A 25,360-nucleotide genomic window follows, 5' to 3' on the forward strand; every position below is an offset into this window, starting at 1 on the left:
TAAACGTTTTGTTTGCTTTTTTAGTGTTGATAAATGTCCACATTACTATCTAATATGCCACTTTCATTTTTTAAAGTAATGGTTCCCGCATTCGGATGAATCACTAGCTGTAAATGCCCTGTTAAAAACATTTGGTCATACGTCGAAGTATAGACGTGAAAAGAATCATTAGCAATTGTTTTGGTATAAGGCGCTTCTGCTTGATCAACAGGAACGATAATGAAACGATCGCCAATCATACAACAACCTTCTGCGGAAGAATAAGGATTAGAGCCGTCATTTGCTACCAACAAGAAGGTGTTCGTTTCAGTTAAGAAAGGGGCTAAACGTTGTTTTACTTCTTCAGAAATAGTCAGAGACATTTGCCTCACTCCTTTAAATAGTATGTAAAAGGAAGAGGGTAGCTTGTCGCTATGCCGCTCTTCAAAGGTTTTATTATTTGCTTGTTTCTTTACTGCTTTTTTTGAAAAGAGCAATAGAAAAGGCGACAACTAAGACAACTGTTGCAGCTAAAACAAATGGATTTTTTGTTGCTGATGTGAACCCTAGGACTGTTGAACCAATCGCACCTACGTAAGATAAAATAATCGCTGCTTTCTTTGGTGTTGAAAGTTCTGTAAAGCTATCGCGGAAGGCGACACCTAAACCTAAAGCGCCAATAAAGGCAAACATCCCAAAAATAATGTGTAAAAAGACCATGAATTTCACCTCCAACAGTCAGTATAGAGAGAAATGGCTAGTTTGTAAACTAATTGAGCTTACTTGTGTTATTTATCACTTGATAAATGTCTTTGCCAATGCAAAAAAACAACGTACGATCAATCGGCAGTACGTTGTTTTTTAGTTTAATATAATTAGGAAGCAGAAGCCTTATTTTGCTGGATTTTTTTGATCGATTCTTCTGTTGGCGTCACATATAACGTTCGTTGGTTTTCATAAATCACATAACCTGGTTTTGCTCCATTGGGTTTGTGCACATGTTTTACTTGGACATAGTCGACAGGCACTTGTGAAGAAAGTCGATATTTTGAAAAATAAGCTGCTAGAAGTGCGGCTTCAGTAAGGGTTTCTTCGCTAGGATGTGCGTCACGAATAATTACATGAGATCCAGGAATATCTTTGGCATGGAGCCAATAATCAGTTTTTTTAGCGGTTCGTAAAGTCAATTGATCATTTTGCAAATTGTTTTTTCCAACGAGAATAGGTGTGCTATCTGTGGCATAAAAAAGATCGGGTTGGCTTTTTTTCGGCTGTTTTTGTTTTTTATTTTTTTTACGTTTTAAATAGCCTTGCTCAATCAGTTCTTCACGAATCACTTCAATGTCCATTGGTGTCGCAATTTCAAGTTGTGCCACAACTGACTCTAAATAAGAAATTTCTTGTTGCGTTTGCTGAATTTGTGTCTTAACAACTCGGACAGCATTTTTCAATTTTTGATATTTTTGAAAATATTTTTGTGCATTTTGATTAGGTGAAAGTGCAGGATTTAGCGAGATACGCAACGGTGCATTTTCTTCATAATAATTTGGTAATTCCACCTCGGTGGCTCCTTTTGGGACTTGTGCCATGAAGGTTGTTAATAGTTCTCCGTCGCGACGGTAATTTTCAGCGTTTTCTGTATCGGCTAAGGTTTGTTGTAATTTTTTAAGTTTCTTTTGATTTCTTTTTAGTTCATTTTCAATTTTGCGAATTAGTTCGCCGCCTTGTTGTTTGACACGGTCTTTCTCTGCTTTACCAGAATAAAAGGCATCTAGTAATTCACTGAGTGTCGCATACGTTGTTTGTTCACCAACTAATGATTGATAAGGAATGGGCGTAAAATATTCTTTTTTTTCAGTAACTGTTAATGTCGGTACAACAGCTTCAGTGACTGAGGACCAAAATTCCGTCCAGATGGCCATTTTTTCATTTGGTTGTGCAAGTAAACGGGCACTTAATTCGTCTGCTGTATCTTTGCCTAGACCTTGGAAATGTTGTTGTAAATAGCGTCCGTTTAATTCAGGAGCTGTAGAAAGAAGCGCAAAGACTTCTTCTTTTGCGGCCGTGAGCGGATTAAGCCCCATTGGTTTTGGCGGTTCAATATAAGTTGCTCCAGGAAGCAACGAACGATAACTATTTTGGCTCATTCCAATGTGTTTTATCGCATCTAAGATTTTTCCAGAAGATTGGTTAACTAAAACGATTGTACTGTGACGTCCCATTAATTCAACAATCAAAACAATATTTTGTAAGTCACCTAGTTCATCTCTTTTTGAAAAGGTGAAGTGAATCACGCGATCATTTTCTATTTGTTGAATCGTTTCTAAAATGGCACCGTCCAGAAATTTTCGTAACATCATCACAAAATTAGGAGGTGTTTCCGGATTGCTATAGGTAATTGTAGATAGTTGTATGCGCGCATAACTAGGATGTGCTGATAATAATAATTTATGGTTTTTACCTTTCGCACGAATGACTAAAACGACTTCGTTTTCATAAGGCTGATGGATTTTTGAAATCCGGCCACTTACGAGTGTTTCTGTCAACTCATGAACCATGCTATGAGTAAATACGCCATCAAATGACATAATAAATCCCTCGTTTCTTTCCGACTAATAGCTTTATTATAGCGGAGTTTTTGAATTTAAGAAAGAAGCTTGTTAAAAAGGAGTTGGGTTTTCCTTAGAAAGCTGGGGAAGTTTGCTGGTTTTTTTAGTAATTAAAGCGCAAGGGTAGGCAAGAAAGAAAATGATTAGTATAATAGATAAGAACTAAAAGCGAGGAGCGATTAGAAGTTGAATAATTTTATGGAAGAACTAAAAGAGGCACTTTATGAATTAAGACAAAGAAAACTGTTAATGATTACCGCTATTGTAGCATTAGTATTAATAATTGGCTCAATCATTTTTATTCCAACGATGCAAAAAAATATTCGAGCTGCTCAAGTTGAATCGTTAGTCGCAGGACCCATCAAATCAGAGAAAGTCAGTGTCTTAGATTACAAAACAGCAGACAAGAAAATCCAAGAAACAGGAGCCATGTCAGTCATGTTTGCTAAACCATCTGGCAAGCAATACGATCAAATGGTGAAGCTGTTTAATTCAGATAAAATGAATGAATTTCATCGATCGCTGTATATCTATCCGTTAATTTATAATGCTGGCAAAGCACAAGAGCAATACAATGTTAGCGGCGATGAGATTACGCTTGTTTTCTTTGAAAACGGCAAAGAAAAGACACGGACGGTTGTCGAAAAATCTATGGATTTAAAAACACAATTAATACCAGAATTAAATCGATTACCAATGGCTGGCGTTTTGAAAGACCAGCAAAAAGCGGCGCAAGAAGCTGAAAAAGAAGCAGCAAAGACCGCTGAAACACAGACGACGACCAGCACGACTGGCGTTGCTCAATCTACTGAAACGACGACAGAAAGCACTGATACAGTACCAGAAACTGGTGAATAATAGCTAGCTATGTTAAACTTAGACTGTAGAAAGTTTTAAGGAATTAGAAAGAGGGGATTTTCGATGGCATTAGTAATTTCAATGACGATTTTAGTAAGTTTATGGCTGATTCAATCGCAAAAACAAGCAGTTAAAGTTCCCGTGAAAATTGAAAGAAACCGAAACAATTAAGTGGTAAATATGCTGAAATAAAGAAAAACGAGCCTCTCATAAGAGTGGCTCGTTTTTTAGAAGTAAAAGAAATGCAAGAAAATAAAAACTTTTTCTTGACGAACAAAATCAATATAGTGTAGACTACCTTTAACAACATAACTAGGAGGGAAAATACATGACACAATTATCTAACGTAAAAGAAATGCACCAATCATGGCAAAACTGGCGTAGATAGTTGTATGTATGATTCTTTCATAGATACAACTTTAGAAGACTTATTCTAAAAAGTGTATCTATGCTGGTTATATTCAAGAAGAAAAAACGACCACATAGAGGACCCATCTATGTGGTTTTTGTTTTGCATAAAAACAACGACCACTCCTAAACACTTAGGATAAGTCGTTGTTTTTTTGCTACGAATCACTACGATTGGCACGAAGTGACAGAGTAGATGCAGGCTGCGTATACTCGCCGCAGTTTGGCCTTCAAGAGTGATGAGTAGCACAAGGTGAACGAAGAGAACGTTGTCCCATTCGTAGAAAAAGTACTCCTGCGATTCTCACCAAAGTTGCGATCCTCGTCGCAGTTAAATCCTGACAAGCACTACGATTGGCACAAAGTGACAGAGTAGATGCAGGCTGCGTATACTCGCCGCAGTTTGGCCTTCAAGAGTGATGAGTAGTACAAGGTGAACGAAGAGAACGTTGTCCCAATCGTAGAAAAAGTGCTCCTGCGATTCTCACCAAAGTTGCGATCCTCGTCGCAGCTAAATCCTGACATTTGTAAAAAAGTGTTCCTAGGATTTTGACTAAGCAGAGGATTACGAATCTCAGTTTCACTTTCAACGGAAGAAACGCCCTATAGATAATGGTTTTATTATTAAAAAGAAAAAGTTGCCAAACAAAAGGGCAGTTAGGAGAATGCAAAATGAAAAATAAACGTTTAACGTTTGTCGTGTCTTTATTAGCTATTTATTTAATTGGTGCTTTTTTTGTGAATCAAAAAGTGACGAATTCAAAGAAAGAAACAGTTACTGTAGGGGTTCTGCAGTTTGTCAGTCACCCCGCATTGGATGAAATTTATAAAGGTGTTGAGGAAGGGTTAAAGGAAAATGGCTATGACAAAGGCAAAAACTTAGAAATTATTTTTCAAAATGGTCAAGCCGACCAGAGTAAGTTAGCAATCATGAGTCAACAATTAGTACAAAAAAAGGCAGACGTTTTAATTGGTATCGCCACGCCAGCTGCGCAAGCGTTAGCCAACACTACCCAAGAAATCCCGATCATTTTAGGCGCCATTACGGACCCTGTTAGTGCTGGATTGGTGAAAGACAATCAAAAGCCAGGCGGTAACATCACGGGTGTTAGTGATCAATCACCTTTGTCAGCCCAGATGGATTTACTAAAAGAATTGATACCAGCTGCCAAAAAAATAGGTATTCTCTATGCTTCCTCAGAAGAAAACTCTCGATACCAAGTAGCTGAAGTGCAGAAAGCAGCTGAAGCCAAAGGATTGACAGTGAAAACATATGCTGTGCCATCAAGTAATGAAATTGCACAAACGGTTCAAGTGATGACTAAGGAAACAGATGTGATTTATATACCAACTGATAATACGATTGCTAATGCCATGCAAACGGTAGTCGGAGAAGCAAATCGAACCAAGACGCCGATTATTCCTTCGGTGGATACAATGGTAGAACAAGGCGGTTTAGCAACTGTAGGGATTAATCAATATGCATTGGGGGTACAAGCCGGCAAAATGGCAGCAGAGGTTCTGTCTGGAAAAAGTCAACCAGCAACTACACCCATTTATACCTTTAATACAGGCGACACAATTATCAATGAAAAACAAGCTCAAAAGTTAGGAATTACGATTCCCGCAGAGTTAGCAAAAAAATCGAAATTGATTAACTAATTATCAAAGAAAGTAGGAGAAGCGATGATTGTTTCAGCAATTGGACAAGGAATGTTATGGGCCTTGTTAGGACTAGGTATTTTTATGACTTATCGTATTTTAAATTTTCCAGATATGACCACAGAAGGTTCATTTCCGTTAGGAGGGGCGGTTTGTGTAACTGCCATTACAACAGGGGTTTCACCATTTGTAGCGACTCTTTTAGGGGTCGGAGCAGGAATGCTTGCCGGTTTAGTGACTGGTTTACTATTTACAAAAGGAAAAATTCCAATTATTTTAGCAGGAATTTTAGTGATGTCTGGTTTAAATTCCGTGATTTTATTTGTGATGAAATCGCCAAATAAGTCTTTATTAAACCAACCGAAGATTCAAGATGTTTTTCAAAAAATGGCCTTACCAGATTATTATGATACTATTTTTTTAGGGATTAGTGTTTTGGCTGTGGTAATGATTTTACTGTTATTTTTCTTTAACACTAGTTTAGGACAAGCCTATATTGCGACAGGTGACAATGAAGAAATGGCTCGCTCGATTGGCATTCAAACGGATCGCATGAAAATTTTAGGATTGGTTTTATCGAATGGCTTGATTGGCTTATCTGGCGCTTTGATTGCCCAAAATGATGGATATGCGGATGTAAGTAAAGGAACCGGTGTCATTGTGATTGGCTTGGCTTCACTCATTATTGGTGAAGTACTGTTTGGAGAATTAACGTTTGGTGAACGGCTGATGGCGATTGTTGTAGGGAGTATTATTTATCAACTATTGATTTTATTAGTGATTAAATTAGGCTTTGATACGACGTATTTGAAAATCTTCTCAGCAGTGATTTTAGCAATCTGTTTAATGATCCCACAATTGAAAAAAGCATTACGACTACACGACTTTTCTGATAAGGGGGAAACGAAATGAAACCAGTTGTTGAATTAAAAAATGCGACAAAAATCATTGATAATGGGATGAATGAAAAAAAAGTGATTTTGGATCATGTGAACTTAGCCATTTATCCTGGGGACTTCATTACTGTTTTAGGTGGAAATGGCGCAGGCAAGAGTACGCTATTCAATAGTTTAGCAGGAACTTTGACACTAACAGAAGGACAATTTTTAATTGAAGGAGTCAATCGCACCAATCTTTCTGAAGTCAAACGGGCCAAATCTCTAGCGCGTGTTTTTCAAGATCCTAAAATGGGGACAGCACCAAGAATGACTGTGGCAGAAAATTTATTGCTTGCCATGAAACGCGGACAAAAACGTCCCTTAACATTACGGAAGATAAATGAGCAACGCGCCTTGTTTACAAAAATCTGCCAAGAAGTTGGCAATGGCTTGGAAAATCATCTGGATACACCGACAGGTAACCTTTCTGGCGGTCAACGCCAAGCCTTAAGTTTATTAATGGCCACTATCACAAAACCAGAATTATTACTTTTAGATGAGCATACTGCTGCCTTAGATCCCAAAACATCCAAGCAGTTGATGCACTTAACGGAACAACGGATTGAAGAAGGGAACTTAACTTGTTTAATGATTACCCATCGAATGGAAGATGCTTTACGATATGGCAATCGTTTAATTGTTTTACAAAAAGGTAAAATTGTTCAAGATTTAAACGCTGCTGAAAAAGCACAATTAACGCTACAAGATTTGTTGCTGTTCTTTGAAGAAGTAGAATAAAAAACAAGCTCGTTTTCTGAGCTTGTTTTTTTTTATTTTTTGACCAATCGGAAGAGTCGCTTGGGGAAAAAACGTTTGACAATTCGTTCCAGTAGCGAGGTCACCATAAAGCCCGCTGCGATAGCTGCAGCAGTAAAGACAACTTTTAAAATCAACTGCAAACCGTCATCAATATTTCCTAACAAAATGCTCCGAACCGCTTGATAGGCAGGGCCTCCTGGCACTAAAGGAACCAAACTTGGAATATAAAAAATAATCATCGGCATTTTTTTGTAACGGGAAAAAAAGATACTAGCGATTCCTAACCCGACCGTTCCTAAAAAGTTTGCAAAGGTTTGACTAGCATCAAAAGTTTGCGTTAAGACATAATAAATCATCCAGCCTGTCATGCCAGTAATGCCACAAGCCACCAGTGCTTTACGAGGAATGTTCGTAATAATACCAAACGTCACAGTCGCTAAAAAACTAAAGAGAAGATGAAAAATTAGTTCCATTTGAACACTCCTTACATAAATAATTTAAAAATCAAGGCAATTCCCAGGCCAACAGACCCAGCAATAAAAATAGCTTCTGTCCCTCGCGCCGTCCCGCTGATGAGATGGCCCGCTAAAATGTCGCGAAAAGAGTTCGTAATCGCCACACCTGGAACTAACGGCATCACCGCACCAATAATAATATTATCGATGTTGACCGCTAAGTGAAAATGCACAGCCAAATAGGCCAACAAACCAATGACAAAAGCGGCTGCGAATGAATCGAGGTAAGGAACTTGGAATAACTTTTGGGTAAAAAGATAACTGGCATACCCAATCACGCCAACAAAAAAAGTTGCAATAAAATCTTGCCAAGTGCCACCAAAAATGTACATTAACGTACAACTAACAATCCCGGCTGCTAACAAGCGTAACGAAATTGAAAAAGTGGGGGTATCTGTTTCTAATAGAGTTAAGCGCTGATAAAGCTCTGGCAAAGTAATCTCTTTTTGCGCAAATTCTCTTGATAATTGATTGACAAGGCTAACTTTTTCCAAATTAATCGAGCGCTGGGGGATGTTTTCTAATTGCGTATAATTACTGGAACGAAAACCCACGAAAATCCCTGTAGCCGTCGTGTAACAAACGCTCTCTGGCTCGTCAGCATTTGTAGCAATCCGAGTAATTGTATCTTCGGTTCTATATACTTCAGATCCGCTTTCCAGCATAATTTTTCCAGCTAAAATGCATGTATCAATAATTAATTGTTTTCTTTTTTCGCTATTAACCAAAGGAATGGCTCCTTTCATTTCGAGTTCACTTTTAGTGTATCATTTTTTTTAAGAACTGTACGCAATTTAAAACAGAGATAGAAAAAAAGTGTGATTTTTTACAAAAATGAAACGAATCTTAAGAATAAATGAAAACAAATAAGGAATTAGTAAAAATTATGGGTTAGTTGTAAGAATCTAGGATCTTTCCTTGCATTTTAGTAGGAAACATCCTATCCTAAACATAGAAAAACAAAGGGGTCAATAAAAATGGACAACCAATGGTTACTCTACGGAATTAGCAGTGTCGTATTAATTATTTTAATCAGAAGAACAATCCTATCAGGAAACATCGTATTAAGTTGTTTGTTGGGAGCGATTTTGCTGATTCAAGTAGTGGGAGTAGCTCTCTGTGCACAGCAGAAAAAGAAAAATGAACATACAAAAGAACTACCTTCTTCTAAAGTACATCAATAGAAGAAGGTAGTTTTCTCTTATAGTAAATCAAATTTTTTCAAGCCATTAACAATGCCATTCTCAGTATTTTTAGTTGAAATAAAGGTGGCTTTTTCTTTTAGTTCTTCTCGCGCATTACCCATGGCAATTCCATAATCACAGGCCTCAAACAGCGCCAAATCATTGATGCCATCACCAAAGGCATAAGTCGGAATGCCGGTTAATCCCAAGGTGTTAAAAAGATTTTTGACACCAGAGCCTTTAGAGACCCCTTTACGAACAATATCTATTGAAAAAGGACCATTGCGATAAAAGGTCAATTCAGGAAACCGCTCATAGTAATATTCATCATCATCGCCATGTTGACTTAAGACCAACATCATGTTGACGGCATCATTCTCATAACCTGTGGGATCAATTTCTGGAACAGCTGAATGAATATAATCATAGGCTTGTTTCACTGTGCCAGTATGCCCTGTACAAAAAATACGGCGCTCATTGTAAAAAGCCAATTCATGACCACGCTGTTTGACATGTTCATGCAGTGAAACACATTCCTCTGTTGTAAATTCATCTGAATAAATCGTTTTTCCTTCATAATGAATAAATTGCCCGTTCATTACAATCGCAGAATCAATGCCACTGGCTTTCATAATTGGCTGAATCTCACACAAGGTCCGTCCTGTCGCAATTAAAGGTAAAATTTGATTGTCTTTCAAGGCCGCCACTGCTGCGGTAATCTCAGGAGTTATTTGCGATGTTCCATCTAACAAAGTTCCATCTAAATCAAAAAAAGTAATAGCTTTCATTTTATCCATACCCTAACATCCTCTCTACGCTTGTTATTTTAACAAACTTTTCTGAAAAGACAATGGGTTCCTTTCGTTTTCTTTAAAAGAGCAGGAAAAAAAGTGATTTTTGATGGTTCTGTAAAGGATTTTTGAAGAAATATAGAATCGGTTGGTACAAATTCAATTTTAGAGTATACTACAATAGAGCAGTTTTATGAAAAGTGAATAAGGAGTGAATGAAATGAATATATTAATGATTGAAGACAATGAATCCGTCTCAGAAATGATGCAAATGTTTTTCTTAAATGAAGGGTGGGAAGCTACCTTTAAAGATGATGGCAAAGAAGGATTGGCGACTTTTCTTGCTTCGCCAGAAAAATGGGACATGATTACGTTAGACTTAAACTTACCTAGTATGGATGGGATGGCTGTTTGTCGTGAAATTCGCAAAGTTTCAGCCAATGTTCCCATTATTATGTTGACCGCTCGTGATTCTGAAAGTGACCAAGTAATTGGCCTTGAAATGGGTGCGGATGATTATGTGACAAAACCATTTAGTCCATTAACTTTGATTGCACGGATGAAAGCTCTACATCGTCGTGCCGAGGTGGCAGAGGCTGCGCATGATACGTCTGAGAATACAGATGAAACATTTGATGTGATTACGGATCATTTTAAAATGAATACGAAAACACGAGAAACATATTTAGATAATCAATTAATTGAAGGCTTAACACCTAAAGAATTTGATTTGCTATACACTTTAGCAAAAAAACCACGCCAAGTCTTTTCACGCGAACAACTACTAGAATTGGTTTGGGACTATCAATACTTTGGCGATGAACGGACAGTTGATGCCCATATCAAAAAATTACGACAAAAAATTGAAAAAGTAGGTCCTCAAGTCATCCAAACGGTTTGGGGCGTAGGGTATAAATTCGACGATTCAGGTGTTGCTTAATGAAGTATTTGTATCAACAATTACTTGCTTTTATAGGTGTGATCGCTCTGATTATTCTCATTGTCGGAACGTCTTTCACACAATTGACCAAGCGCACAATGCAAGAAAATAACTATGAACAGCTATATGGTTATGCAGAATCGGCTTTAGAAACACGTGACTTTTTTATTAATGTCGCAGGCGTTTCGGATCGAGATGTTTTATCCTATTCATTTCAGTTGACTGAACGTGTACTCCAGAAGCAAGATGTGCAATTTGTGTTTATTAACAAGGACCGCGAAGTGCAGTACCCACCAGTTGATAGCACAAAAAAATTAGACTTTTCCTTAATCGATAAAAATTGGGATCAAATCATGAAAGGCAATCGTGTTTATGCAACAGAAAACATTGATATTTACGGGGCCCGAAATACTTCGTCCTATGTAATGTTACCGGTGTATGCATCAAATCAGTCTTCTGATAAAAAAGTGATTATTGGTTCACTCGTTATTACACAACCTGCCAAAAACGTTGACCGAAGTGTTCAGTCCGTGACACAAAACTTGATTAAAGGCTTTATTTTTTCTGGTGTGATTGCCTTGTTACTAAGTTATCTATTTGCGACTTTCCAAGTGAAACGAATTAATCGGATGCGTAAAGCCACCAAAGAAATTACTAGTGGAAATTTTGATATTCAATTACCGGTTCATGACAAAGATGAATTTGATGACCTAGCAGAAGATTTTAATAAAATGGCCGCGTCTTTAAAAGAATCACAAGAAGAAATCAATCGGCAAGAAGAGCGCCGTCGTCAATTTATGGCGGATGCCTCTCATGAAATGCGGACGCCTTTAACAACTATTAATGGCTTGTTAGAGGGATTGCAGTATAATGCTATTCCTGAAAATCAAAAAGAGAATGCGATTAAACTGATGCAGAATGAGACCGCTCGCTTGATTCGCTTAGTCAATGAAAATCTTGATTATGAAAAAATTCGGACCAACCAGATTCAAATTGTTGTGAAGAAGTTCAACGGAACAGAAGCTTTAGAAAATATTGTGACTCAACTAACGGCCAAAGCTGAAGCCGCCGGTAATCAATTGTATTTAGACACCACCGAACCAATTGATGTGTATGCCGATTATGATCGTTTCGTTCAAGTAGTTGTCAATATTGTTCAAAATGCCATCCAATTTACTGAAAATGGCGAAATTCATATTGCTTTAGAAAAAGGCTATTTAGAAACTATTGTCCGTATTTCTGATACAGGAATCGGCATGACGGAAGAGCAAATTCTGAATATCTGGGATCGTTATTACAAAGTAGATCCATCCCGTAAAAATACGAAATATGGAGAATCAGGATTAGGCTTACCAATCGTTCAACAATTGGTCCGTTTGCATAAAGGAAAAATCAATGTTGAAAGTGAACTTGGTAAAGGCACCACATTTATTATTTCATTTCCTGATGTTGAAATTACTGAAAACTAAAGAAAACGTCTGGTCACAATCAGTGCCAGACGTTTTTTTAGTTTAATAACGCATGTAGAGACAGAGGGTGCACATAGGGACTATCAATAATTTGTGGATCTTTTGTCAGAAATAGCAAGCGCTTGTTTCTTTTTTGAACTGCTATTTTTAATTGAGGTAAAATTTCTTGACGTTGTCCAATCGTTAATGAAGAAAAGATGTCATCAATCACTAACGTACTTGTTTTTGAAAGCAAAAGTTGTATTATGCGCATTTTAATTTTTTCAAAAGTCGTAAAAGAAGTAAATGAACGACCAAGTAAGGCAGGTTCTAATTGGAACACCTGGAAAGCTTCGGCTAGAACTACTTTTCGATCCCGTTCTTTGATCGTACTAGCGATAAATAAATTTTCTTCTAATGGCAAGTAGGGCAGAAAGGTTTCACTAGAAGAAAGCCTAGTAATGGTTAGTTGGTTTGTTTGGAAAACATCGGCCAATGCGAGTTCTTGTTCTGGAGCAGAATAAATGATTCCATAAACTTCTCGCAAAGCTAACGCGTCGAATGAGGATTTTTTTTCGGTTGTTTTTTTGAATGATGGTGTGACATTCATAGAAAATCCCTCCCTTATTTCTGATGTGTGCGTAAATAAATCAATGTAAAAGGAGTCCCGCAAACAAGAGGAATACCAAGCAAGATTAAGCAGTTAACAAAGCAATTACGGATTGTATAAAGTGACTGCATACTTTTAAAATCAAAAGAAAACGCTTGGATCGTTTGAATCCCTAAATGCTGGATATTTGTAATCGTGACATCCTGGTCGGTACTTTTAGCTAAAAATGCTGGAGTTTCCAAATGAGACCACTGTAAAATAGCATCACGAGCAGCCCAAAGAACAGTATTATACGTTTCTTGAAACATTAAAGTGAAAAGTAAAAAACTGAAAATTCCTAATAGAGCCGGTAAACATAACTCTAGTAAGAGCTGTTTGGTGACATACATATTTGAAAAGTGCATGTGATACCATGTATGTATTTCTTCCTTTTTTATGCGTAATGTCACATACATCAACAGAAGAAAAGTAACACCAAAGAAAATGACACTACCTAGATAGAGGTGCCAATAGTATTGGATCAGTTGGTAATGGTAACTAGTTTGTTTTTCAATATCGACAAAGTCTGGCATCGTTCGTAAAAACTCTTTTTCAAAATCAATTAAGTTAAACAGACCAGTCAATAAGAAAGAGAACAGGAAGAAGAAGAGTGCGGTGATTAACGTGATTTTTTTATGATAAAAACTACTAGCTGTAGCGTAACGGACACTTCTCATCAACTTTCACCTCTCTAAACTATCTTTAGTATAGTGAAATAATATGAATTAATTATGAAAAAGTAGCAAAAAAGCTTGAGCAAATTGCTCAAGCTTTTTGAAGATTTATTTACCAGTTTTTTGATAGCCTTGATAACTGTCAGTGTGATATTCATCAACGGTTGATTTATTATTGTTTTTACTGTAAACACTCGTTGATTTTTCACCTTTTTCTTTTTCAATTGCTTCCAGTTGTTGCAATTGGTTCTTGTAATCATAGTCTTCTGGGTTAACTGGTTTTAAGCCGCTATTGGTATAGAAACGAAGCAAGTCACCGTTAGTAATTTGGTCAGACGTTTCTAATTGTTTCGTCGCTTTGGCTTTTAAATCAGCGACTTCTTTCTTAACTTCTTCGGTTGGTTCTGTAATTAAAGTGCCTGTTTTAGTATCGTAAATGCTAGAACCTAAAATAGTATATTTAGGTGTTACAACATTGCCGTTGCGGAAAGCAACGATTTGATTGTGTTGTTTAGAGAATAAATCTTGGCCTAACTGAATGTAGTTTTTCGTATCGACACCAAGCAAGTGTAGAAGGGTTGGTAAGGCATCAACTTGGCCGCCATACGTATGGTTCACACCGCCATTTTCTTGACCAGGAACGTGAATCATATAAGGAACACGTTGCATATTGGCGTTGTCAAAATCGTTCCAATCTGCTTTGGTTTTACCTACTAATTCTGCTAAGTTTTGGTTTCTTGAATTAGAAACCCCATAGTGATCGCCATAAAGAACAATGACTGAGTTTTCATAGAGACCTGAAGATTTCAAGTAGTTAAAAAATTCTTCGACCGCTTTATCTAAATAATTCGCTGTTGCAAAGTAACCATTAATTGTTTCGTCAGAGGTTTTTGCAATTGGGAATCCTGCTTCATCGTTTGTAAATTGAGAATAAGGATAATGATTGGATACAGCAATAAATTTAGAATAGAACGGTTGTTGTAAATGTTCTAAATATTGAACGGATTGATTAAAGAATGGTTTATCGTGTAACCCATATTGGAATGAGTTATCTGAATTAACATCATAATAACTAGCATCAAAGAAATAGTCATAGCCTAAACGTTTATAGGTTTCATTCCGATTCCAGAAGTTACCAGCATTTCCGTGGAAAGCAGCGCTAGTGTAACCTTGCGTTTGTTTTAAAATATCGGGTGCTGCTTCAAACGTATTTTTGCCACCAACTTGTGTAAAGAGTGAACCTTGGTCTAAACCAAATAGTGAATTTTCAAGTAACGTTTCGGCATCACTTGTTTTTCCTTGACCAACTTGGTGGAAGAAGTTATCAAAGCTAAAGGTACTTTTACTATTGTAAAGACTATTGATAAATGGTGTGACTTCGTGTTCTACGCCATTTTCATCTTTTAATTTGTAATTAACTAAAAATTGTTGGAAACTTTCTAAATGGATATAAATTACATTTTTGCCTTTTGCAATACCAAACTTACTATCATCGGGTGCCGCATATTGTTGTTTCACGTAATCTTCAACTTGTTTCATATCGTTAGCACTGGCTTCGGCACGGACTTGGTTTGTTTGGTAAGTTGTAATGCCATCGTATACGGTAAAGGCATTTAAGCCTAAGAATTTCACGATATAGTCACGAGAGAATTGACGTCCTAATAATTGGGGACGTTCTGTTTCAGCCATAAATAGATTGAATAAGAAAAAGACAACAGAAAGGAGTGTGACAGAGACTGCTACACGTGCGCGGACTGGACGCGCATCTGTTTTAATTTTTTTCGTTAATAATAATACGCCAATAATAATGAAGTCTAAGAAATAAATGACGTCATAAGGTCTAAAGAGACGTAAGGCACTTTCGCCAAGACCGCTAGCTACTTTGCCAGCACCAAGCATCGTATTAACTGTGATGAAGTCAGTAAATTCTCGATAATACACGACATTTGAGAAGAGCAGTAAACTCATCAAGAAGTAAATAATCATCATTGTAATATAAGAAGCTTTTTTACGGCGAACATACAAAGCGATGGCTAATAAAAAGACCGTTGTGGCAATTGGATTAATTAAGAGTATGAAATACTCGTTAATATTTTCCAAACGTAAATGGAAATCAACGGCGTACGCAAAGAGGTTTTTTAGCCACAGTAAGATGGCGATTAGCGAGAATAACCCCAGTCGCGTGTTCAAAATATTTGTTTTAAATAATTTTTTCAAAATAAACGTCCTTTCTAAACGATGATTCTATAAAAGTAAAATTAGGTAAATTTCGTATTTTACAATATCGCTTTAATTTTACTCTTTCACAAATTTTATGTCAATTCTTACCGAAGTGAGGAATGGGGATGTTAAAGAAAACTTACTATTTCCTTAAACTTTTTAGTTCGTTAAATGACGTGAAGCTTGAATCCTTTAAAGACAGATGGGCCTTTTTTTGCTATACTAGATAGGACTTTGAAAAGTAGGTGTACAGAATGAAACTTCAAGTAACTAAAAAAGCAGAACATAAATTTAAAAAAGGATATCCTTTAATTCAGAAAGAAGATTTGCAACAAGTGCCAGCGCCGTTGCCAACAGATTGGCTTACTTTGATTGATAGTAAAGGCCAGCGTTTAGCCGAAGGATATTTAGGCGAACAAAATAAAGGAATTGGTTGGTTGCTGTCATGGCATGGACCAATTAATCAATCTTTTTTTCAGCAACTTTTTGAAATAAGTCGTGAGAAGCGGACGTCTTTTGAAAAGGATTCGCTGACAACCGCTTATCGATTATTTAATGGAGAAGGGGATGGCATTGGGGGAGTGATCATCGATCGCTATGCAGATTACGCCGTTTTTTCATGGTATAATGAAACCCTTTATCAGAAAAAAGCCGAACTTTTGACGGCGTTTCGCACAGTTTACCCTGACATTATTGGTGCCTACGAAAAGATTCGCTTTTCCACAAAAGATTTACCAGAATCACAGTTTTTGTATGGCGAACAAGCACCCGAGCCATTACTTGTCACTGAAAATGGCGTTCAATTTGCTACCTATTTAAACGAAGGATTAATGACAGGCATCTTTTTAGATCAAAAAGAAGTTCGTGGTCGATTAGTAGATGGTTTTGCAGTAGGTAAAACAGTCTTAAATATGTTTAGTTATACAGGTGCTTTTTCAGTAGCTGCCGCTATGGGAGGTGCCGTGGCCACCACTAGTGTGGATTTAGCTAAACGAAGCTTACCGAAAACGACTGAGCAATTTGAAGTCAATCATTTAAATCTTGCCCCGCAAAAGATTATTGTTATGGATGTTTTTGACTATTTTAAATATGCTTCACGTAAAGGCTTGAGTTATGACATGATCATTTTGGATCCGCCAAGTTTTGCTCGCAACAAAAAGAAAGTTTTTTCCGTTGCTAAAAATTATGGGGAGCTAGTGAAAGATTCTATTGATATTTTAACGGATAAGGGAACGCTTATTGCCTCAACCAATGCGGCAAATTTATCCTTAGCCAAATATCAAAAAATGGTGATTACTGCCTTGCAAGAGAAAAATGTCCGTTACAAGATTACGGACACGTATCAATTACCGGCAGACTTTCAAGTGAATCCTAATTTTCCAGAAGGTAATTACTTAAAAGTCCTGTTTATCGAAATTGAAAAATAATTTTTTACACCAAGCAAAAGTCCCAGCGCCGCTAATCGGCATTGGGACTTTTGCTTGGTTTTTATTTTATAGTAACTTTTGGGCTTTTTGGGTGTTTGCAAAATGCAGCTTCGCGTAGTTCGCTAATAAGTCTAGGCCGCCTTTTTTCAAAATACGGGCGGCTACTTGGTCTGATTTGCTGCCGGCACCAGAGGGCACAGAGAAACCCAATTCTGCAGATTCTTTGTCTAACTCTTCTAAAAAAGCAGCGCGGCTAATAATAGAGGCGGCAGCAACAGCAACATGATACTGCTCTCCTTTAGTGACGAAGAACAATTTTTCAGTGACTTGATTTTTTTCATTACGAACATATTTCCGATAATTCTTTTCAGGGGTGAATTGGTCAATCAAAATCCCTTCTGGCTTTGTGGGAGCCAATTCTTGTAGCAACAGATAAATCGCTTGGTTATGCAAAGCGACTTTCATGTGTACAGCATTGTAGTTTGGTTGAATCTCATTGTATTTTTTTGGTTCAACGATTAATAACTTGTAAGGAATCAGTTCTTTAATGACATGTGACAATTGAATAATTTGTGGGTCGGTTAATTCTTTGGAATCACGAACACCCAATGCTTTTAGTTTGCTAATCATGCTTTTGTCAACATAGGCAGCACAGACAGTTACAGGACCAAAATAGCTACCATTACCGACTTCATCGGAACCTATCACAGACCAGTTGCCAAAATCAGCAGGCAGTGTAGTAGTCTGGGGAGAAATTTTTTTCTTTGGTGTGGTACTCGTTCCTTCCCAACGAGCGGCCTCTTTTTCAGCTTGAGGTCCCTGAAACATGACTTTACCTGATTGATAAGCAGTGATGGTAGTGGTGCCAACCTTGGCCACAAAGACAGTATAAGGGACCGTTTTATTTAAACGATTGGGTTGATAAACAGTGGTCATCTCTGCTAATGTTTTTTTACTAACTTTAATTACGTGATTCTGTGCCATCAATTGTTCCTCATTTCTTGATATTTCTTCTTTACTATAGTAAAGGAAAAACAAGTAAATGAAAAGGTTTTGCGTTAGCTTGTTCCTGAAAATGACAATGTTTAGGAAATGTATAATTTTTTTCTATAGTTGGACGCTAGTTGTTATCTAAATTTTTATTCAGTGCTATACTGTGGGAGAGAAGGAGACGATGAAAGAGTCGACTAGAACAAGGGGTGATGTGTTTGAGAAGAAAAAAAGAAATGCAAGAAAATGAACCAATAGCAGTGACTGCTAACGCGGAACGCTATTATCCAGAAGATAAACAAGGCTTGACGGCCGCACAAGTTGAAGAAAGACAGCGAAAAGGCTTAGTCAATGCCGCCGTCGACACAGAGTTTATCACAACGAAACAGATTGTTATTAATAACGTATTTACGTATTTCAACTTAATTTTTGTGGTACTAGGTGTGTTATTAATGCTGGTACAATCTTATAAAAATATGACCTTTTTGCCAGTAGTAATCATTAATACGGTCATTGGAATTTACCAAGAAATTAAGTCGAAGAAAGTATTAGATAGCTTAAATATTCTAAACGCTACAAAAGTAACCGTTGTGAGGGATGGCCAAGAACAAGAAATTTCGCCAGATGAACTGGTTTTGGATGATGTGGTGCTCTTTAAATCGGGTGAACAGATTTCTGGGGATGCAATTGTCTTATCTGGTGAAGTCCGTGTGAATGAATCCTTGTTAACTGGGGAATCTGATGAGATTACCAAAGTAGCAGATAGCCAACTTTTGTCAGGTAGCTTTATTGTGTCAGGTTCTTGTTATGCAAGAATTGATAAAATTGGCGCTGAGGCCTATGTTCATCAATTAACGCTTGAAGCGAAATCAATTAAAAAAGGGGAACAATCAGAGATGGTCGGTTCCATTAACCGTTTGGTGAAATGGGTAGGGATTATTATTATCCCGATCGGCTGTGTTCTATTTTTCCAAAGTTATTTCATCAACCATCAAGGGCTTCATGACAGCATTGTCTCCATGGAAGCTGCCTTGATTGGGATGATTCCAGAAGGGTTGTACCTTTTAACAACCGTTGCATTAGCTGCCAGCACAATGCGCTTAGCGAAGCGCGGCGTTTTATTGCACAACATGAAAAGTATCGAATCCTTAGCACGTGTCGATGTGTTATGTGTAGATAAAACAGGAACAATTACTGAAAACACGATGGAAGTCCAAGAGTTGGTTCCTGTGGTGAGTATCGAAAATGATGGTACAGACTTAACCAATGTCGAAAAATTAATTGGCGATTTTTGCCGAACAATGTCAGCTGACAATGATACGATGAAAGCGATGAAAGAATTTTTTGTTACTAATAATCAGAGGGAAGCCGTTAGCTATACCTCGTTTTCGTCTGTCGAAAAATTTAGTAGCGTGACTTTCCCAGAAGCGACGTATATTCTTGGGGCGCCAGAGATGATTTTGAGAGACAATTATGAAATGTATCAATCTGAAGTGGAACATTATACAAGTCAAGGCTATCGCTTATTGGTGTTCGGAAAGTATTTAGGAGAATTTCAGGAAACGTTGGCAGCAGAGGTTCAACCTCTAGGCTACATTCTTCTTTGGAATCCGATTCGTAAAGAAGCCAAAGCAACTTTTGAATATTTCGCTGAACAAAATGTGGCCATTAAGGTCATTTCTGGCGATAATCCTTTAACAGTTTCCAATGTAGCACAAGCGGCAGGCATTATTGGTGCTGAAAATTACGTGGATGCGCGAACATTAACTACAATGGAAGCCCAGACAGAAGCTTTAGAAAAATACACCGTTTTTGGTCGTGTCACGCCAGAACAAAAGAAACAATTTGTGCTATTGTTGAAAAAATTAGATCATACAGTGGCGATGACAGGGGATGGAGTCAATGATATTTTAGCCATGAAAGAAGCAGATTGTAGTATTGCCATGGCTTCAGGAAATCAAGCTACAGCACAAGCCTCGCAAGTTGTGTTGTTGGATTCTGATTTTTCAACGATGCCGGAGGTTGTCTTTGAAGGCCGCCAAGTAGTTAATAACATTGAACGCTCTTCAAGTTTATTCCTTGTAAAAAATATTTTCTCCTTGCTGATGTCTGTCTTTGCTATGATTTTTGCCGTGACATATCCTTTACAACCGACACAAGTCACATTGATTAGTTTATTTACAATTGGGATTCCTTCGACATTTCTAGCTTTGGAACCAAATCATCGTCGCATTGAAGGGAAATTTCTTTTCAATGTGTTATCAAAAGCAATTCCTGGTGGGTTAACGGATATGTTAGTAGTCGGTGCCTTACTAATTTGTGGTGATATTCTTGCACTTCAAAAAACGGACATTTCAACGACTGCAACATTGTTGCTAGTTTCAGTCGGCTTTATGGTTCTTTATAAAATTAGTTCACCAATGAATCGTTACCGCAAGCGCGTAATGATTGGCTGTTTAATCGGAATGGTTATTACAAGTATTTCCATGAAAAACTTGTTCTCGTTAACTTCGGTATCGCCAACAGCCTTGTTACTTTTAGCCATTCTTTTCTTTGCAGCAGACTCAACTTTCCAACATTTATCAACCATTTCTGAAAAAGTTCAATTATGGTTTTATAAGAAAAGACATTAGGAGCAAAACACCGAGCCAAAATTATTTTGGTTCGGTGTTTTTTGTTTTTTATCGTTGGGAAAAATAAAAACACTTGCACCTAGTTAATCCTTGATAGTATAAACCTAACCAATTATTTTAGATAGGAAGGATTGAATAAAAATGAAAAAAAGAAGTTTTGTCTATTGGGGAATGTTTTTCATTCTTTTGTCGACGCTGATAACGCCTTTTCTGAAACTTGAAACAGGATATGCGCAAACGGAACCAACTAGTACCAGTGAAACCAATCAAATTTCTGCTACGCCAAATGTAGTGCCGCGTAAACAAGTGGGCAACATTGTGACAGCGATTCAACTAACGGACAAAGAGGGAAACCCACTTGGGACCATTAATCAATATACAGACATCTACCTCCGAATTGAGTTCAACTTACCGGATAATACCGTTAATAGTGGGGATACGAGTGTGATTACTTTACCCGAAGAGCTACGTCTCGAGAAAAATATGACCTTTAATGTAGTAGATGATACAGGTGCTGTGGTTGCAATCGCACAGACCGATGTAGCAAATAAAACGGTCACGTTAACGTATACAGATTACGTAGAAAACCATGCCAATATTAGTGGGTCTTTATATTTTACAAGTTTGATTGATTTCGAAAATGTCGAAAATGAATCCAAGATTCCTATTTACGTCACGGTTGAAGGGGAAAAAATATTTGCTGGCGATCTTGATTACCAAGGTGAAGGCGATGATGTTAACGAAAAATTTAGCAAGTATTCGTGGTTTATCGAAGACGATCCAACCGAAATTTACAATGTACTACGGATTAATCCAACAGGGCAAACGTATACTGATTTAGAAGTGGAAGATGTGCTAAAAACAGCAAGTTTAAGTTATATGAAAGACACTATGAAAATTGAACGAGGACAATGGACACTGGATGGAAATGCTATTTGGCAGTTCACGCCAGAGGAAGATATAACTGGTCAGTTGGCTGTCCAGTATGGTCCTGATGACCGTAATTTTTCGGTGCATTTTGGTAATATTGGGACTAACGAATATCGTATCACCTATAAAACCAAAAGCGATCATCTTCCCGAAAAAGGTGAAACCTTCACAAATTATGCAAAATTAACAGAAAATCAAACGGTGGTGGAAGAAGTCGAAGTGAGTCGTGTCTCACAAACGGGTGGTGGAGAAGCTAATGGTGAACAATATGTTGTTGAAATTCATAAAGAAGATGAAGCAGGCCAGCGTTTAGCAGGTGCAGAGTTTAAACTCATTCGTAACTCAACCAATCAAACAGTGGCCAAAATCACAACAGATCAAAACGGAACAGCGATTGTTAAAGGCTTGTTAAAAGATAACTATACTTTAGAAGAAACCAAAGCACCTACCGGTTACCAGCTTTCGCAAAACAAGATTTCAATAACACCTGAAGACTTTGGTAAAAATTTAGTTGCACTGAAAACTGTTGTGAATCATAAGATTTCATATCAACCAGTCGCTGCTTCATTTTTAGCTGGAAAAGTTCTTTTAGGAAAACCACTGAAGGATGCTGAATTTCAATTTGAATTGTTAGATGAGAAAGGTACAGTACTAGAAACGGTTAGTAACGATACTTTAGGGAAAATTCAATTTTCACCATTAACCTTTGAAACTCCCGGAAACTATCAATACACCATTCGGGAAGTAAACACGCGACAGGCAGGTGTTTCCTACGATACGCACAACCTTCAAGTTCAAGTAACCGTCGAGGCGCTTTTAGGAAATCTTGTGGCGACTACTCAGTATGATGGAGGTCAAGTATTTACTAATCACTATACGCCAGAAAAACCTATAGAAAGTACCACACCACCAACGAGTGGGACAACAGATACTACCACGAATTCAACCACAGAAACTACTTCAATAACCATTGAAAAACAGGCGATTCGTAATAAGGAATTGCCAAAAACAGGAGAAACAAAAGAAAACGCGTTTCTTTTCTTAGGTAGCCTTCTTTTGATTCAAGGATTATTTATCTATTTTAAAACGAAAAAATAATCGCTTAGATAGTTTCAGTAATCGAGACAAAATGTGCAAATTTCGAGAGATTTAGCTTGTTCATTTGAGTTTGGAGTGGTTCTGTGCTATACTATCTTTAGCGTAATGATACTAGTTGGGAGTGAGCGGATTTCTGCTCACTCTTTTTGATGGAAAAGTCATCAGGACACGGTTCGTTACATCAATCTCGAAGGAGGCGAAAATTTTGAGTAGTGCTGTGGAAACTGTAACAAAGTTAGTCACACCAATCTTAGAAGAACAAAATTTTGAACTTGTGGAAGTAGAGTTTGTTAAGGAAGGAAAAAATTGGTTTTTACGAGTATTTATCGATAAAGAAGGTGGCATTGATATTGAGGAATGTGCCTTTGTCAGCGAAAAATTAAGTGAAAAACTAGATGCAATGGATCCAGATCCAATTCCGCAAGCGTACTTTCTGGAAGTTTCTTCTCCGGGAGCAGAACGTCCGTTAAAGAAAGAAAGCGATTATGAACAAGCGGTAGGCAAGTACATTCATATTTCTCTTTATCAAGCAGTTGATGGAGAAAAACAGATTGAGGGTACCTTAGTCCATCTTGATTCAGAACAATTAACATTAAGTGTAAAAATTAAAACCAGAGTGAAGGAAATGACTTTTGAACGTAAAAATATCGCAAAAGCTCGTTTAGCCATTCAATTTTAATCAACAGACTCGAATGTAAAAAAGGGTCCACTAAAAGTTTTACTTTTAGCTGGGCCTGTGACAAGTTTTAACGAGAAGTTTTTCCCTTGGAAGAAGAACCACTCGTTCAGCTTTAACGAATCCATAGGAGGAAAAGAAAAACAATGAGCAAAGAAATGTTAAATGCATTAGACGTATTAGAAGCTGAAAAAGGGATTCCTAAAGATACGGTGATTGAAGCGTTACAAGCAGCTTTAGTTTCTGCATATAAAAGACATTATGGACAAGCAAGCAACGTCGAAGTTGAATTTGAACCAAAAAAAGGCAATATTCACGTGTATGCTGTCAAAGAAGTAACAGAAGAAGTATTTGATTCACAATTGGAAGTTTCATTAAAAGATGCCGTTGCATTAAATGGTGCATATGAAATCGGCGACAAAATTCGTTTTGAAGTTACGCCAAAAGACTTTGGCCGCATTGCTGCCCAAACAGCAAAGCAAGTAATTTTACAACGTGTCCGTGAAGCAGAAAGAACAATTATTTATAATGAATTTAGCGAATACGAAAATGACATCATGCAAGGAATTGTTGAACGTCAAGATCGTCGTTATATCTATGTAAACTTAGGCAAAATCGAAGCAGTCTTATCAAAACAAGATCAAATGCCAAATGAATTTTACCAACCGCATGATCGGATTAAAGTTTACGTATCACGTGTTGAAAACACATCAAAAGGCCCACAAGTTTTTGTAAGCCGTAGCCATCCAGATTTACTAAAACGTCTTTTTGAACAAGAAATTCCAGAAGTTTATGATGGAATTGTTGAAATCGTAAGTGTCGCTCGTGAAGCTGGCGATCGTTCAAAAGTAGCTGTTCGTTCAACAGATCCTAATATTGATCCAGTGGGTACCTGTGTCGGTCCAAAAGGCCAACGTGTCCAAGCGATTGTGAATGAATTAAAAGGCGAAAATATGGATATTGTGGAATGGAACGAAGATCCAGCTATTTATATTAGTAATGCCTTGAATCCAGCTCAAGTATTAGATGTTATTTTTGATCCAGAAAATAGCAAAGCATGTACAGTTGTTGTACCTGATTATCAATTGTCATTAGCAATTGGTAAACGTGGTCAAAATGCGCGCTTAGCTGCTAAATTAACGGGCCATAAAATTGATATCAAATCAGAATCTGATATGGCTGAATTTTATGAACAACAAGCCAATCAAGAAGTTGCCGAAGTGGCAGAAGAAATGGATGAAGCAATTATCCATTCAGATATGACGGCAGATGATTACGAAAACTTGGCTGCTGAAGAAGCAGTTGTTGAAGCAGAAATTACAGAAGAATTACCTGAACAAGAATAACGTTTTTGGAGGGTGAAAAAATGAAAAAGAGAAAAATTCCAATGCGTAAATCGGTTGTTTCAGGCGAAATGAAACCGAAAAAAGAATTAGTCAGAATTACTCGCTCCAAAGAAGGCGAAGTGGCCTTAGATCCAACTGGTAAATTACCAGGACGTGGCGCTTACGTTGATTTGGATCCTGCGGAAGTCCAAAAAGCTTGGGATAAAAAAATTCTTGATCGTGTCTTAGAAACAAAATTAAGTGATGAATTTTATCAAGAACTATTGGATTATGTAACGCACCAAAAAGCCCGCAAAGAGTTGTTTGGCGATGGAAAATAAAACCAAAATTTTGAACCTTTTAGGTTTAGCAATGCGCGCCGGTAAATTAGTCACAGGCGAGGAATTAACCCTTAAAGATATTCGTGCAAACAAAGCGAAATTTGTGTTTGTTGCGCAAGATGCCAGTGAGAATACTAGAAAGAAAATCAAGGACAAAAGTTCTTATTATAATGTTCCTGTTAGCGAACTGTTCAGTCAATTCGAGCTCAGCCAAGCGATTGGGCGACCACGAATGGTTATCGGAGTAACTGATGCAGGATTTGCCACCAAAATCAAGGAATTACTAAAAGGTTAGGAAGGTGATTG

At 37.4% G+C, this 25,360-nt stretch carries 24 protein-coding genes; 14 read left to right on the forward strand and 10 right to left on the reverse strand.

Features of this window, described 5'->3' with window-relative positions; all coding sequences use genetic code 11:
* Nucleotides 1-20: 20 nt before the first annotated feature.
* The 3 genes from IGL56_RS05050 to efbA form a co-directional block, all read right to left on the reverse strand.
* Nucleotides 21-362: an iron-sulfur cluster biosynthesis family protein gene (locus tag IGL56_RS05050; RefSeq protein WP_002388927.1), complete on the reverse strand. Its 342-nt coding sequence runs from the start codon at nucleotides 360-362 to the stop codon at nucleotides 21-23.
* A 73-nt stretch (nucleotides 363-435) separates the two neighbouring features.
* Nucleotides 436-699 (reverse strand): hypothetical protein, encoded by a 264-nt coding sequence (locus IGL56_RS05055; protein WP_002381957.1) that lies wholly within the window; start codon nucleotides 697-699, stop codon nucleotides 436-438.
* A gap of 155 nt (nucleotides 700-854) precedes the next feature.
* Nucleotides 855-2,567, reverse strand: a complete 1,713-nt coding sequence (gene efbA / locus IGL56_RS05060; RefSeq protein ID WP_002357882.1) for a fibronectin-binding protein EfbA — start codon at nucleotides 2,565-2,567, stop codon at nucleotides 855-857.
* Nucleotides 2,568-2,786: 219 nt separating this feature from the next.
* On the opposite strand from efbA, the gene IGL56_RS05065 reads away from it, so the two are divergent.
* The 4 genes from IGL56_RS05065 (at nucleotide 2,787) to IGL56_RS05080 (ending at nucleotide 7,192) form a co-directional block, all read left to right on the forward strand.
* The gene (locus IGL56_RS05065) at nucleotides 2,787-3,446 is read left to right on the forward strand and encodes a hypothetical protein (RefSeq protein ID WP_002386659.1); all 660 of its coding nucleotides are present in this window, start codon (nucleotides 2,787-2,789) and stop codon (nucleotides 3,444-3,446) included.
* Nucleotides 3,447-4,526: 1,080 nt separating this feature from the next.
* Nucleotides 4,527-5,516, forward strand: a complete 990-nt coding sequence (gene trpX, locus IGL56_RS05070) for a tryptophan ABC transporter substrate-binding protein (RefSeq protein WP_002357880.1) — start codon at nucleotides 4,527-4,529, stop codon at nucleotides 5,514-5,516.
* A gap of 24 nt (nucleotides 5,517-5,540) precedes the next feature.
* Nucleotides 5,541-6,428: an ABC transporter permease gene (locus IGL56_RS05075; protein WP_065813898.1), complete on the forward strand. Its 888-nt coding sequence runs from the start codon at nucleotides 5,541-5,543 to the stop codon at nucleotides 6,426-6,428.
* Nucleotides 6,425-7,192 (forward strand): ABC transporter ATP-binding protein, encoded by a 768-nt coding sequence (locus IGL56_RS05080; RefSeq protein ID WP_002357878.1) that lies wholly within the window; start codon nucleotides 6,425-6,427, stop codon nucleotides 7,190-7,192. Before IGL56_RS05075 ends, IGL56_RS05080 begins: the two co-directional genes overlap by 4 nt.
* A 32-nt stretch (nucleotides 7,193-7,224) precedes the next feature.
* On the opposite strand, the gene IGL56_RS05085 is transcribed toward IGL56_RS05080, so the two are convergent.
* Together IGL56_RS05085 and IGL56_RS05090 are read right to left on the reverse strand one after the other, a co-directional pair.
* Entirely contained in the window at nucleotides 7,225-7,686 is a 462-nt protein-coding gene (locus tag IGL56_RS05085) for a threonine/serine exporter family protein (RefSeq protein ID WP_002357877.1), read from the reverse strand.
* 11 nt (nucleotides 7,687-7,697) lie between these two features.
* Nucleotides 7,698-8,474, reverse strand: a complete 777-nt coding sequence (locus IGL56_RS05090; RefSeq protein ID WP_065813897.1) for a threonine/serine exporter family protein — start codon at nucleotides 8,472-8,474, stop codon at nucleotides 7,698-7,700.
* A gap of 231 nt (nucleotides 8,475-8,705) precedes the next feature.
* On the opposite strand from IGL56_RS05090, the gene IGL56_RS05095 reads away from it, so the two are divergent.
* On the forward strand, nucleotides 8,706-8,912 hold the full coding sequence (locus IGL56_RS05095) for a hypothetical protein (protein WP_002357875.1): 207 nt from the start codon (nucleotides 8,706-8,708) through the stop codon (nucleotides 8,910-8,912).
* Nucleotides 8,913-8,929: 17 nt separating this feature from the next.
* Here IGL56_RS05095 and IGL56_RS05100 read toward each other — a convergent pair whose 3' ends face one another.
* On the reverse strand, nucleotides 8,930-9,709 hold the full coding sequence (locus IGL56_RS05100; protein WP_002381954.1) for a Cof-type HAD-IIB family hydrolase: 780 nt from the start codon (nucleotides 9,707-9,709) through the stop codon (nucleotides 8,930-8,932).
* 214 nt (nucleotides 9,710-9,923) lie between these two features.
* Here IGL56_RS05100 and IGL56_RS05105 point away from each other — a divergent pair, with 214 nt between their 5' ends.
* The gene (locus IGL56_RS05105) at nucleotides 9,924-10,643 is read left to right on the forward strand and encodes a response regulator transcription factor (protein WP_002381953.1); all 720 of its coding nucleotides are present in this window, start codon (nucleotides 9,924-9,926) and stop codon (nucleotides 10,641-10,643) included.
* Nucleotides 10,643-12,112, forward strand: coding sequence for a sensor histidine kinase (locus IGL56_RS05110; protein ID WP_002357872.1), 1,470 nt, complete (start codon nucleotides 10,643-10,645; stop codon nucleotides 12,110-12,112). Before IGL56_RS05105 ends, IGL56_RS05110 begins: the two co-directional genes overlap by 1 nt.
* A gap of 37 nt (nucleotides 12,113-12,149) precedes the next feature.
* Here IGL56_RS05110 and IGL56_RS05115 read toward each other — a convergent pair whose 3' ends face one another.
* From IGL56_RS05115 to IGL56_RS05125, 3 genes are all read right to left on the reverse strand, one after another.
* Entirely contained in the window at nucleotides 12,150-12,701 is a 552-nt protein-coding gene (locus tag IGL56_RS05115; RefSeq protein ID WP_002357871.1) for a hypothetical protein, read from the reverse strand.
* A gap of 14 nt (nucleotides 12,702-12,715) precedes the next feature.
* On the reverse strand, nucleotides 12,716-13,417 hold the full coding sequence (locus IGL56_RS05120) for a hypothetical protein (RefSeq protein WP_002357870.1): 702 nt from the start codon (nucleotides 13,415-13,417) through the stop codon (nucleotides 12,716-12,718).
* 105 nt (nucleotides 13,418-13,522) lie between these two features.
* A complete protein-coding gene (locus IGL56_RS05125) occupies nucleotides 13,523-15,631 on the reverse strand; it encodes an LTA synthase family protein (protein WP_002357869.1) in 2,109 nt (702 codons plus the stop codon).
* A gap of 257 nt (nucleotides 15,632-15,888) precedes the next feature.
* On the opposite strand from IGL56_RS05125, the gene IGL56_RS05130 reads away from it, so the two are divergent.
* Nucleotides 15,889-17,061 (forward strand): class I SAM-dependent rRNA methyltransferase, encoded by a 1,173-nt coding sequence (locus IGL56_RS05130; RefSeq protein ID WP_002357868.1) that lies wholly within the window; start codon nucleotides 15,889-15,891, stop codon nucleotides 17,059-17,061.
* Between the two features lie 66 nt (nucleotides 17,062-17,127).
* Here IGL56_RS05130 and rnhC read toward each other — a convergent pair whose 3' ends face one another.
* Nucleotides 17,128-18,045, reverse strand: a complete 918-nt coding sequence (gene rnhC, locus IGL56_RS05135) for a ribonuclease HIII (RefSeq protein ID WP_002385967.1) — start codon at nucleotides 18,043-18,045, stop codon at nucleotides 17,128-17,130.
* Between the two features lie 218 nt (nucleotides 18,046-18,263).
* On the opposite strand from rnhC, the gene IGL56_RS05140 reads away from it, so the two are divergent.
* The 6 genes from IGL56_RS05140 (at nucleotide 18,264) to IGL56_RS05165 (ending at nucleotide 25,349) form a co-directional block, all read left to right on the forward strand.
* Nucleotides 18,264-20,684: a cation-translocating P-type ATPase gene (locus tag IGL56_RS05140; protein ID WP_002384650.1), complete on the forward strand. Its 2,421-nt coding sequence runs from the start codon at nucleotides 18,264-18,266 to the stop codon at nucleotides 20,682-20,684.
* A gap of 141 nt (nucleotides 20,685-20,825) precedes the next feature.
* On the forward strand, nucleotides 20,826-22,712 hold the full coding sequence (locus IGL56_RS05145) for an Ig-like domain-containing protein (RefSeq protein WP_002357864.1): 1,887 nt from the start codon (nucleotides 20,826-20,828) through the stop codon (nucleotides 22,710-22,712).
* Nucleotides 22,713-22,917: 205 nt separating this feature from the next.
* Nucleotides 22,918-23,391: a ribosome maturation factor RimP gene (gene rimP / locus IGL56_RS05150; RefSeq protein WP_002357863.1), complete on the forward strand. Its 474-nt coding sequence runs from the start codon at nucleotides 22,918-22,920 to the stop codon at nucleotides 23,389-23,391.
* 143 nt (nucleotides 23,392-23,534) lie between these two features.
* Nucleotides 23,535-24,734 (forward strand): transcription termination factor NusA, encoded by a 1,200-nt coding sequence (gene nusA / locus IGL56_RS05155; RefSeq protein WP_002357862.1) that lies wholly within the window; start codon nucleotides 23,535-23,537, stop codon nucleotides 24,732-24,734.
* Nucleotides 24,735-24,754: 20 nt separating this feature from the next.
* A complete protein-coding gene (rnpM, locus tag IGL56_RS05160; RefSeq protein ID WP_002363794.1) occupies nucleotides 24,755-25,054 on the forward strand; it encodes an RNase P modulator RnpM in 300 nt (99 codons plus the stop codon).
* Complete coding sequence (locus IGL56_RS05165) at nucleotides 25,044-25,349, forward strand: YlxQ-related RNA-binding protein (RefSeq protein WP_002357860.1); 306 nt, start codon at nucleotides 25,044-25,046, stop codon at nucleotides 25,347-25,349. The genes rnpM and IGL56_RS05165 overlap by 11 nt, the downstream gene beginning before the upstream one ends.
* The last annotated feature ends 11 nt before the right edge of the window (nucleotides 25,350-25,360 follow it).

Source organism: Enterococcus sp. DIV1316a (assembly GCF_050536915.1).
Classification (GTDB): Bacteria; Bacillota; Bacilli; order Lactobacillales; family Enterococcaceae; genus Enterococcus; species Enterococcus faecalis.

What these genes read in the sequence shown, in the direction of transcription:
- IGL56_RS05110 (WP_002357872.1), top strand. Translation starts at nt 10,643, where the DNA reads ATGAAGTATTTGTATCAACAATTACTTGCTTTTATAGGTGTGATCGCT.
- IGL56_RS05055 (WP_002381957.1), bottom strand. Translation starts at nt 699, where the DNA reads ATGGTCTTTTTACACATTATTTTTGGGATGTTTGCCTTTATTGGCGCT.
- rnhC (WP_002385967.1), bottom strand. Translation starts at nt 18,045, where the DNA reads ATGGCACAGAATCACGTAATTAAAGTTAGTAAAAAAACATTAGCAGAG.
- trpX (WP_002357880.1), top strand. Translation starts at nt 4,527, where the DNA reads ATGAAAAATAAACGTTTAACGTTTGTCGTGTCTTTATTAGCTATTTAT.
- IGL56_RS05105 (WP_002381953.1), top strand. Translation starts at nt 9,924, where the DNA reads ATGAATATATTAATGATTGAAGACAATGAATCCGTCTCAGAAATGATG.
- IGL56_RS05165 (WP_002357860.1), top strand. Translation starts at nt 25,044, where the DNA reads ATGGAAAATAAAACCAAAATTTTGAACCTTTTAGGTTTAGCAATGCGC.
- rnpM (WP_002363794.1), top strand. Translation starts at nt 24,755, where the DNA reads ATGAAAAAGAGAAAAATTCCAATGCGTAAATCGGTTGTTTCAGGCGAA.
- IGL56_RS05145 (WP_002357864.1), top strand. Translation starts at nt 20,826, where the DNA reads ATGAAAAAAAGAAGTTTTGTCTATTGGGGAATGTTTTTCATTCTTTTG.
- IGL56_RS05085 (WP_002357877.1), bottom strand. Translation starts at nt 7,686, where the DNA reads ATGGAACTAATTTTTCATCTTCTCTTTAGTTTTTTAGCGACTGTGACG.
- IGL56_RS05095 (WP_002357875.1), top strand. Translation starts at nt 8,706, where the DNA reads ATGGACAACCAATGGTTACTCTACGGAATTAGCAGTGTCGTATTAATT.
- IGL56_RS05100 (WP_002381954.1), bottom strand. Translation starts at nt 9,709, where the DNA reads ATGGATAAAATGAAAGCTATTACTTTTTTTGATTTAGATGGAACTTTG.
- IGL56_RS05120 (WP_002357870.1), bottom strand. Translation starts at nt 13,417, where the DNA reads ATGAGAAGTGTCCGTTACGCTACAGCTAGTAGTTTTTATCATAAAAAA.
- IGL56_RS05065 (WP_002386659.1), top strand. Translation starts at nt 2,787, where the DNA reads ATGGAAGAACTAAAAGAGGCACTTTATGAATTAAGACAAAGAAAACTG.
- IGL56_RS05090 (WP_065813897.1), bottom strand. Translation starts at nt 8,474, where the DNA reads ATGAAAGGAGCCATTCCTTTGGTTAATAGCGAAAAAAGAAAACAATTA.
- IGL56_RS05115 (WP_002357871.1), bottom strand. Translation starts at nt 12,701, where the DNA reads ATGAATGTCACACCATCATTCAAAAAAACAACCGAAAAAAAATCCTCA.
- IGL56_RS05080 (WP_002357878.1), top strand. Translation starts at nt 6,425, where the DNA reads ATGAAACCAGTTGTTGAATTAAAAAATGCGACAAAAATCATTGATAAT.
- IGL56_RS05050 (WP_002388927.1), bottom strand. Translation starts at nt 362, where the DNA reads ATGTCTCTGACTATTTCTGAAGAAGTAAAACAACGTTTAGCCCCTTTC.
- efbA (WP_002357882.1), bottom strand. Translation starts at nt 2,567, where the DNA reads ATGTCATTTGATGGCGTATTTACTCATAGCATGGTTCATGAGTTGACA.
- IGL56_RS05130 (WP_002357868.1), top strand. Translation starts at nt 15,889, where the DNA reads ATGAAACTTCAAGTAACTAAAAAAGCAGAACATAAATTTAAAAAAGGA.
- nusA (WP_002357862.1), top strand. Translation starts at nt 23,535, where the DNA reads ATGAGCAAAGAAATGTTAAATGCATTAGACGTATTAGAAGCTGAAAAA.
- IGL56_RS05140 (WP_002384650.1), top strand. Translation starts at nt 18,264, where the DNA reads ATGTGTTTGAGAAGAAAAAAAGAAATGCAAGAAAATGAACCAATAGCA.
- IGL56_RS05075 (WP_065813898.1), top strand. Translation starts at nt 5,541, where the DNA reads ATGATTGTTTCAGCAATTGGACAAGGAATGTTATGGGCCTTGTTAGGA.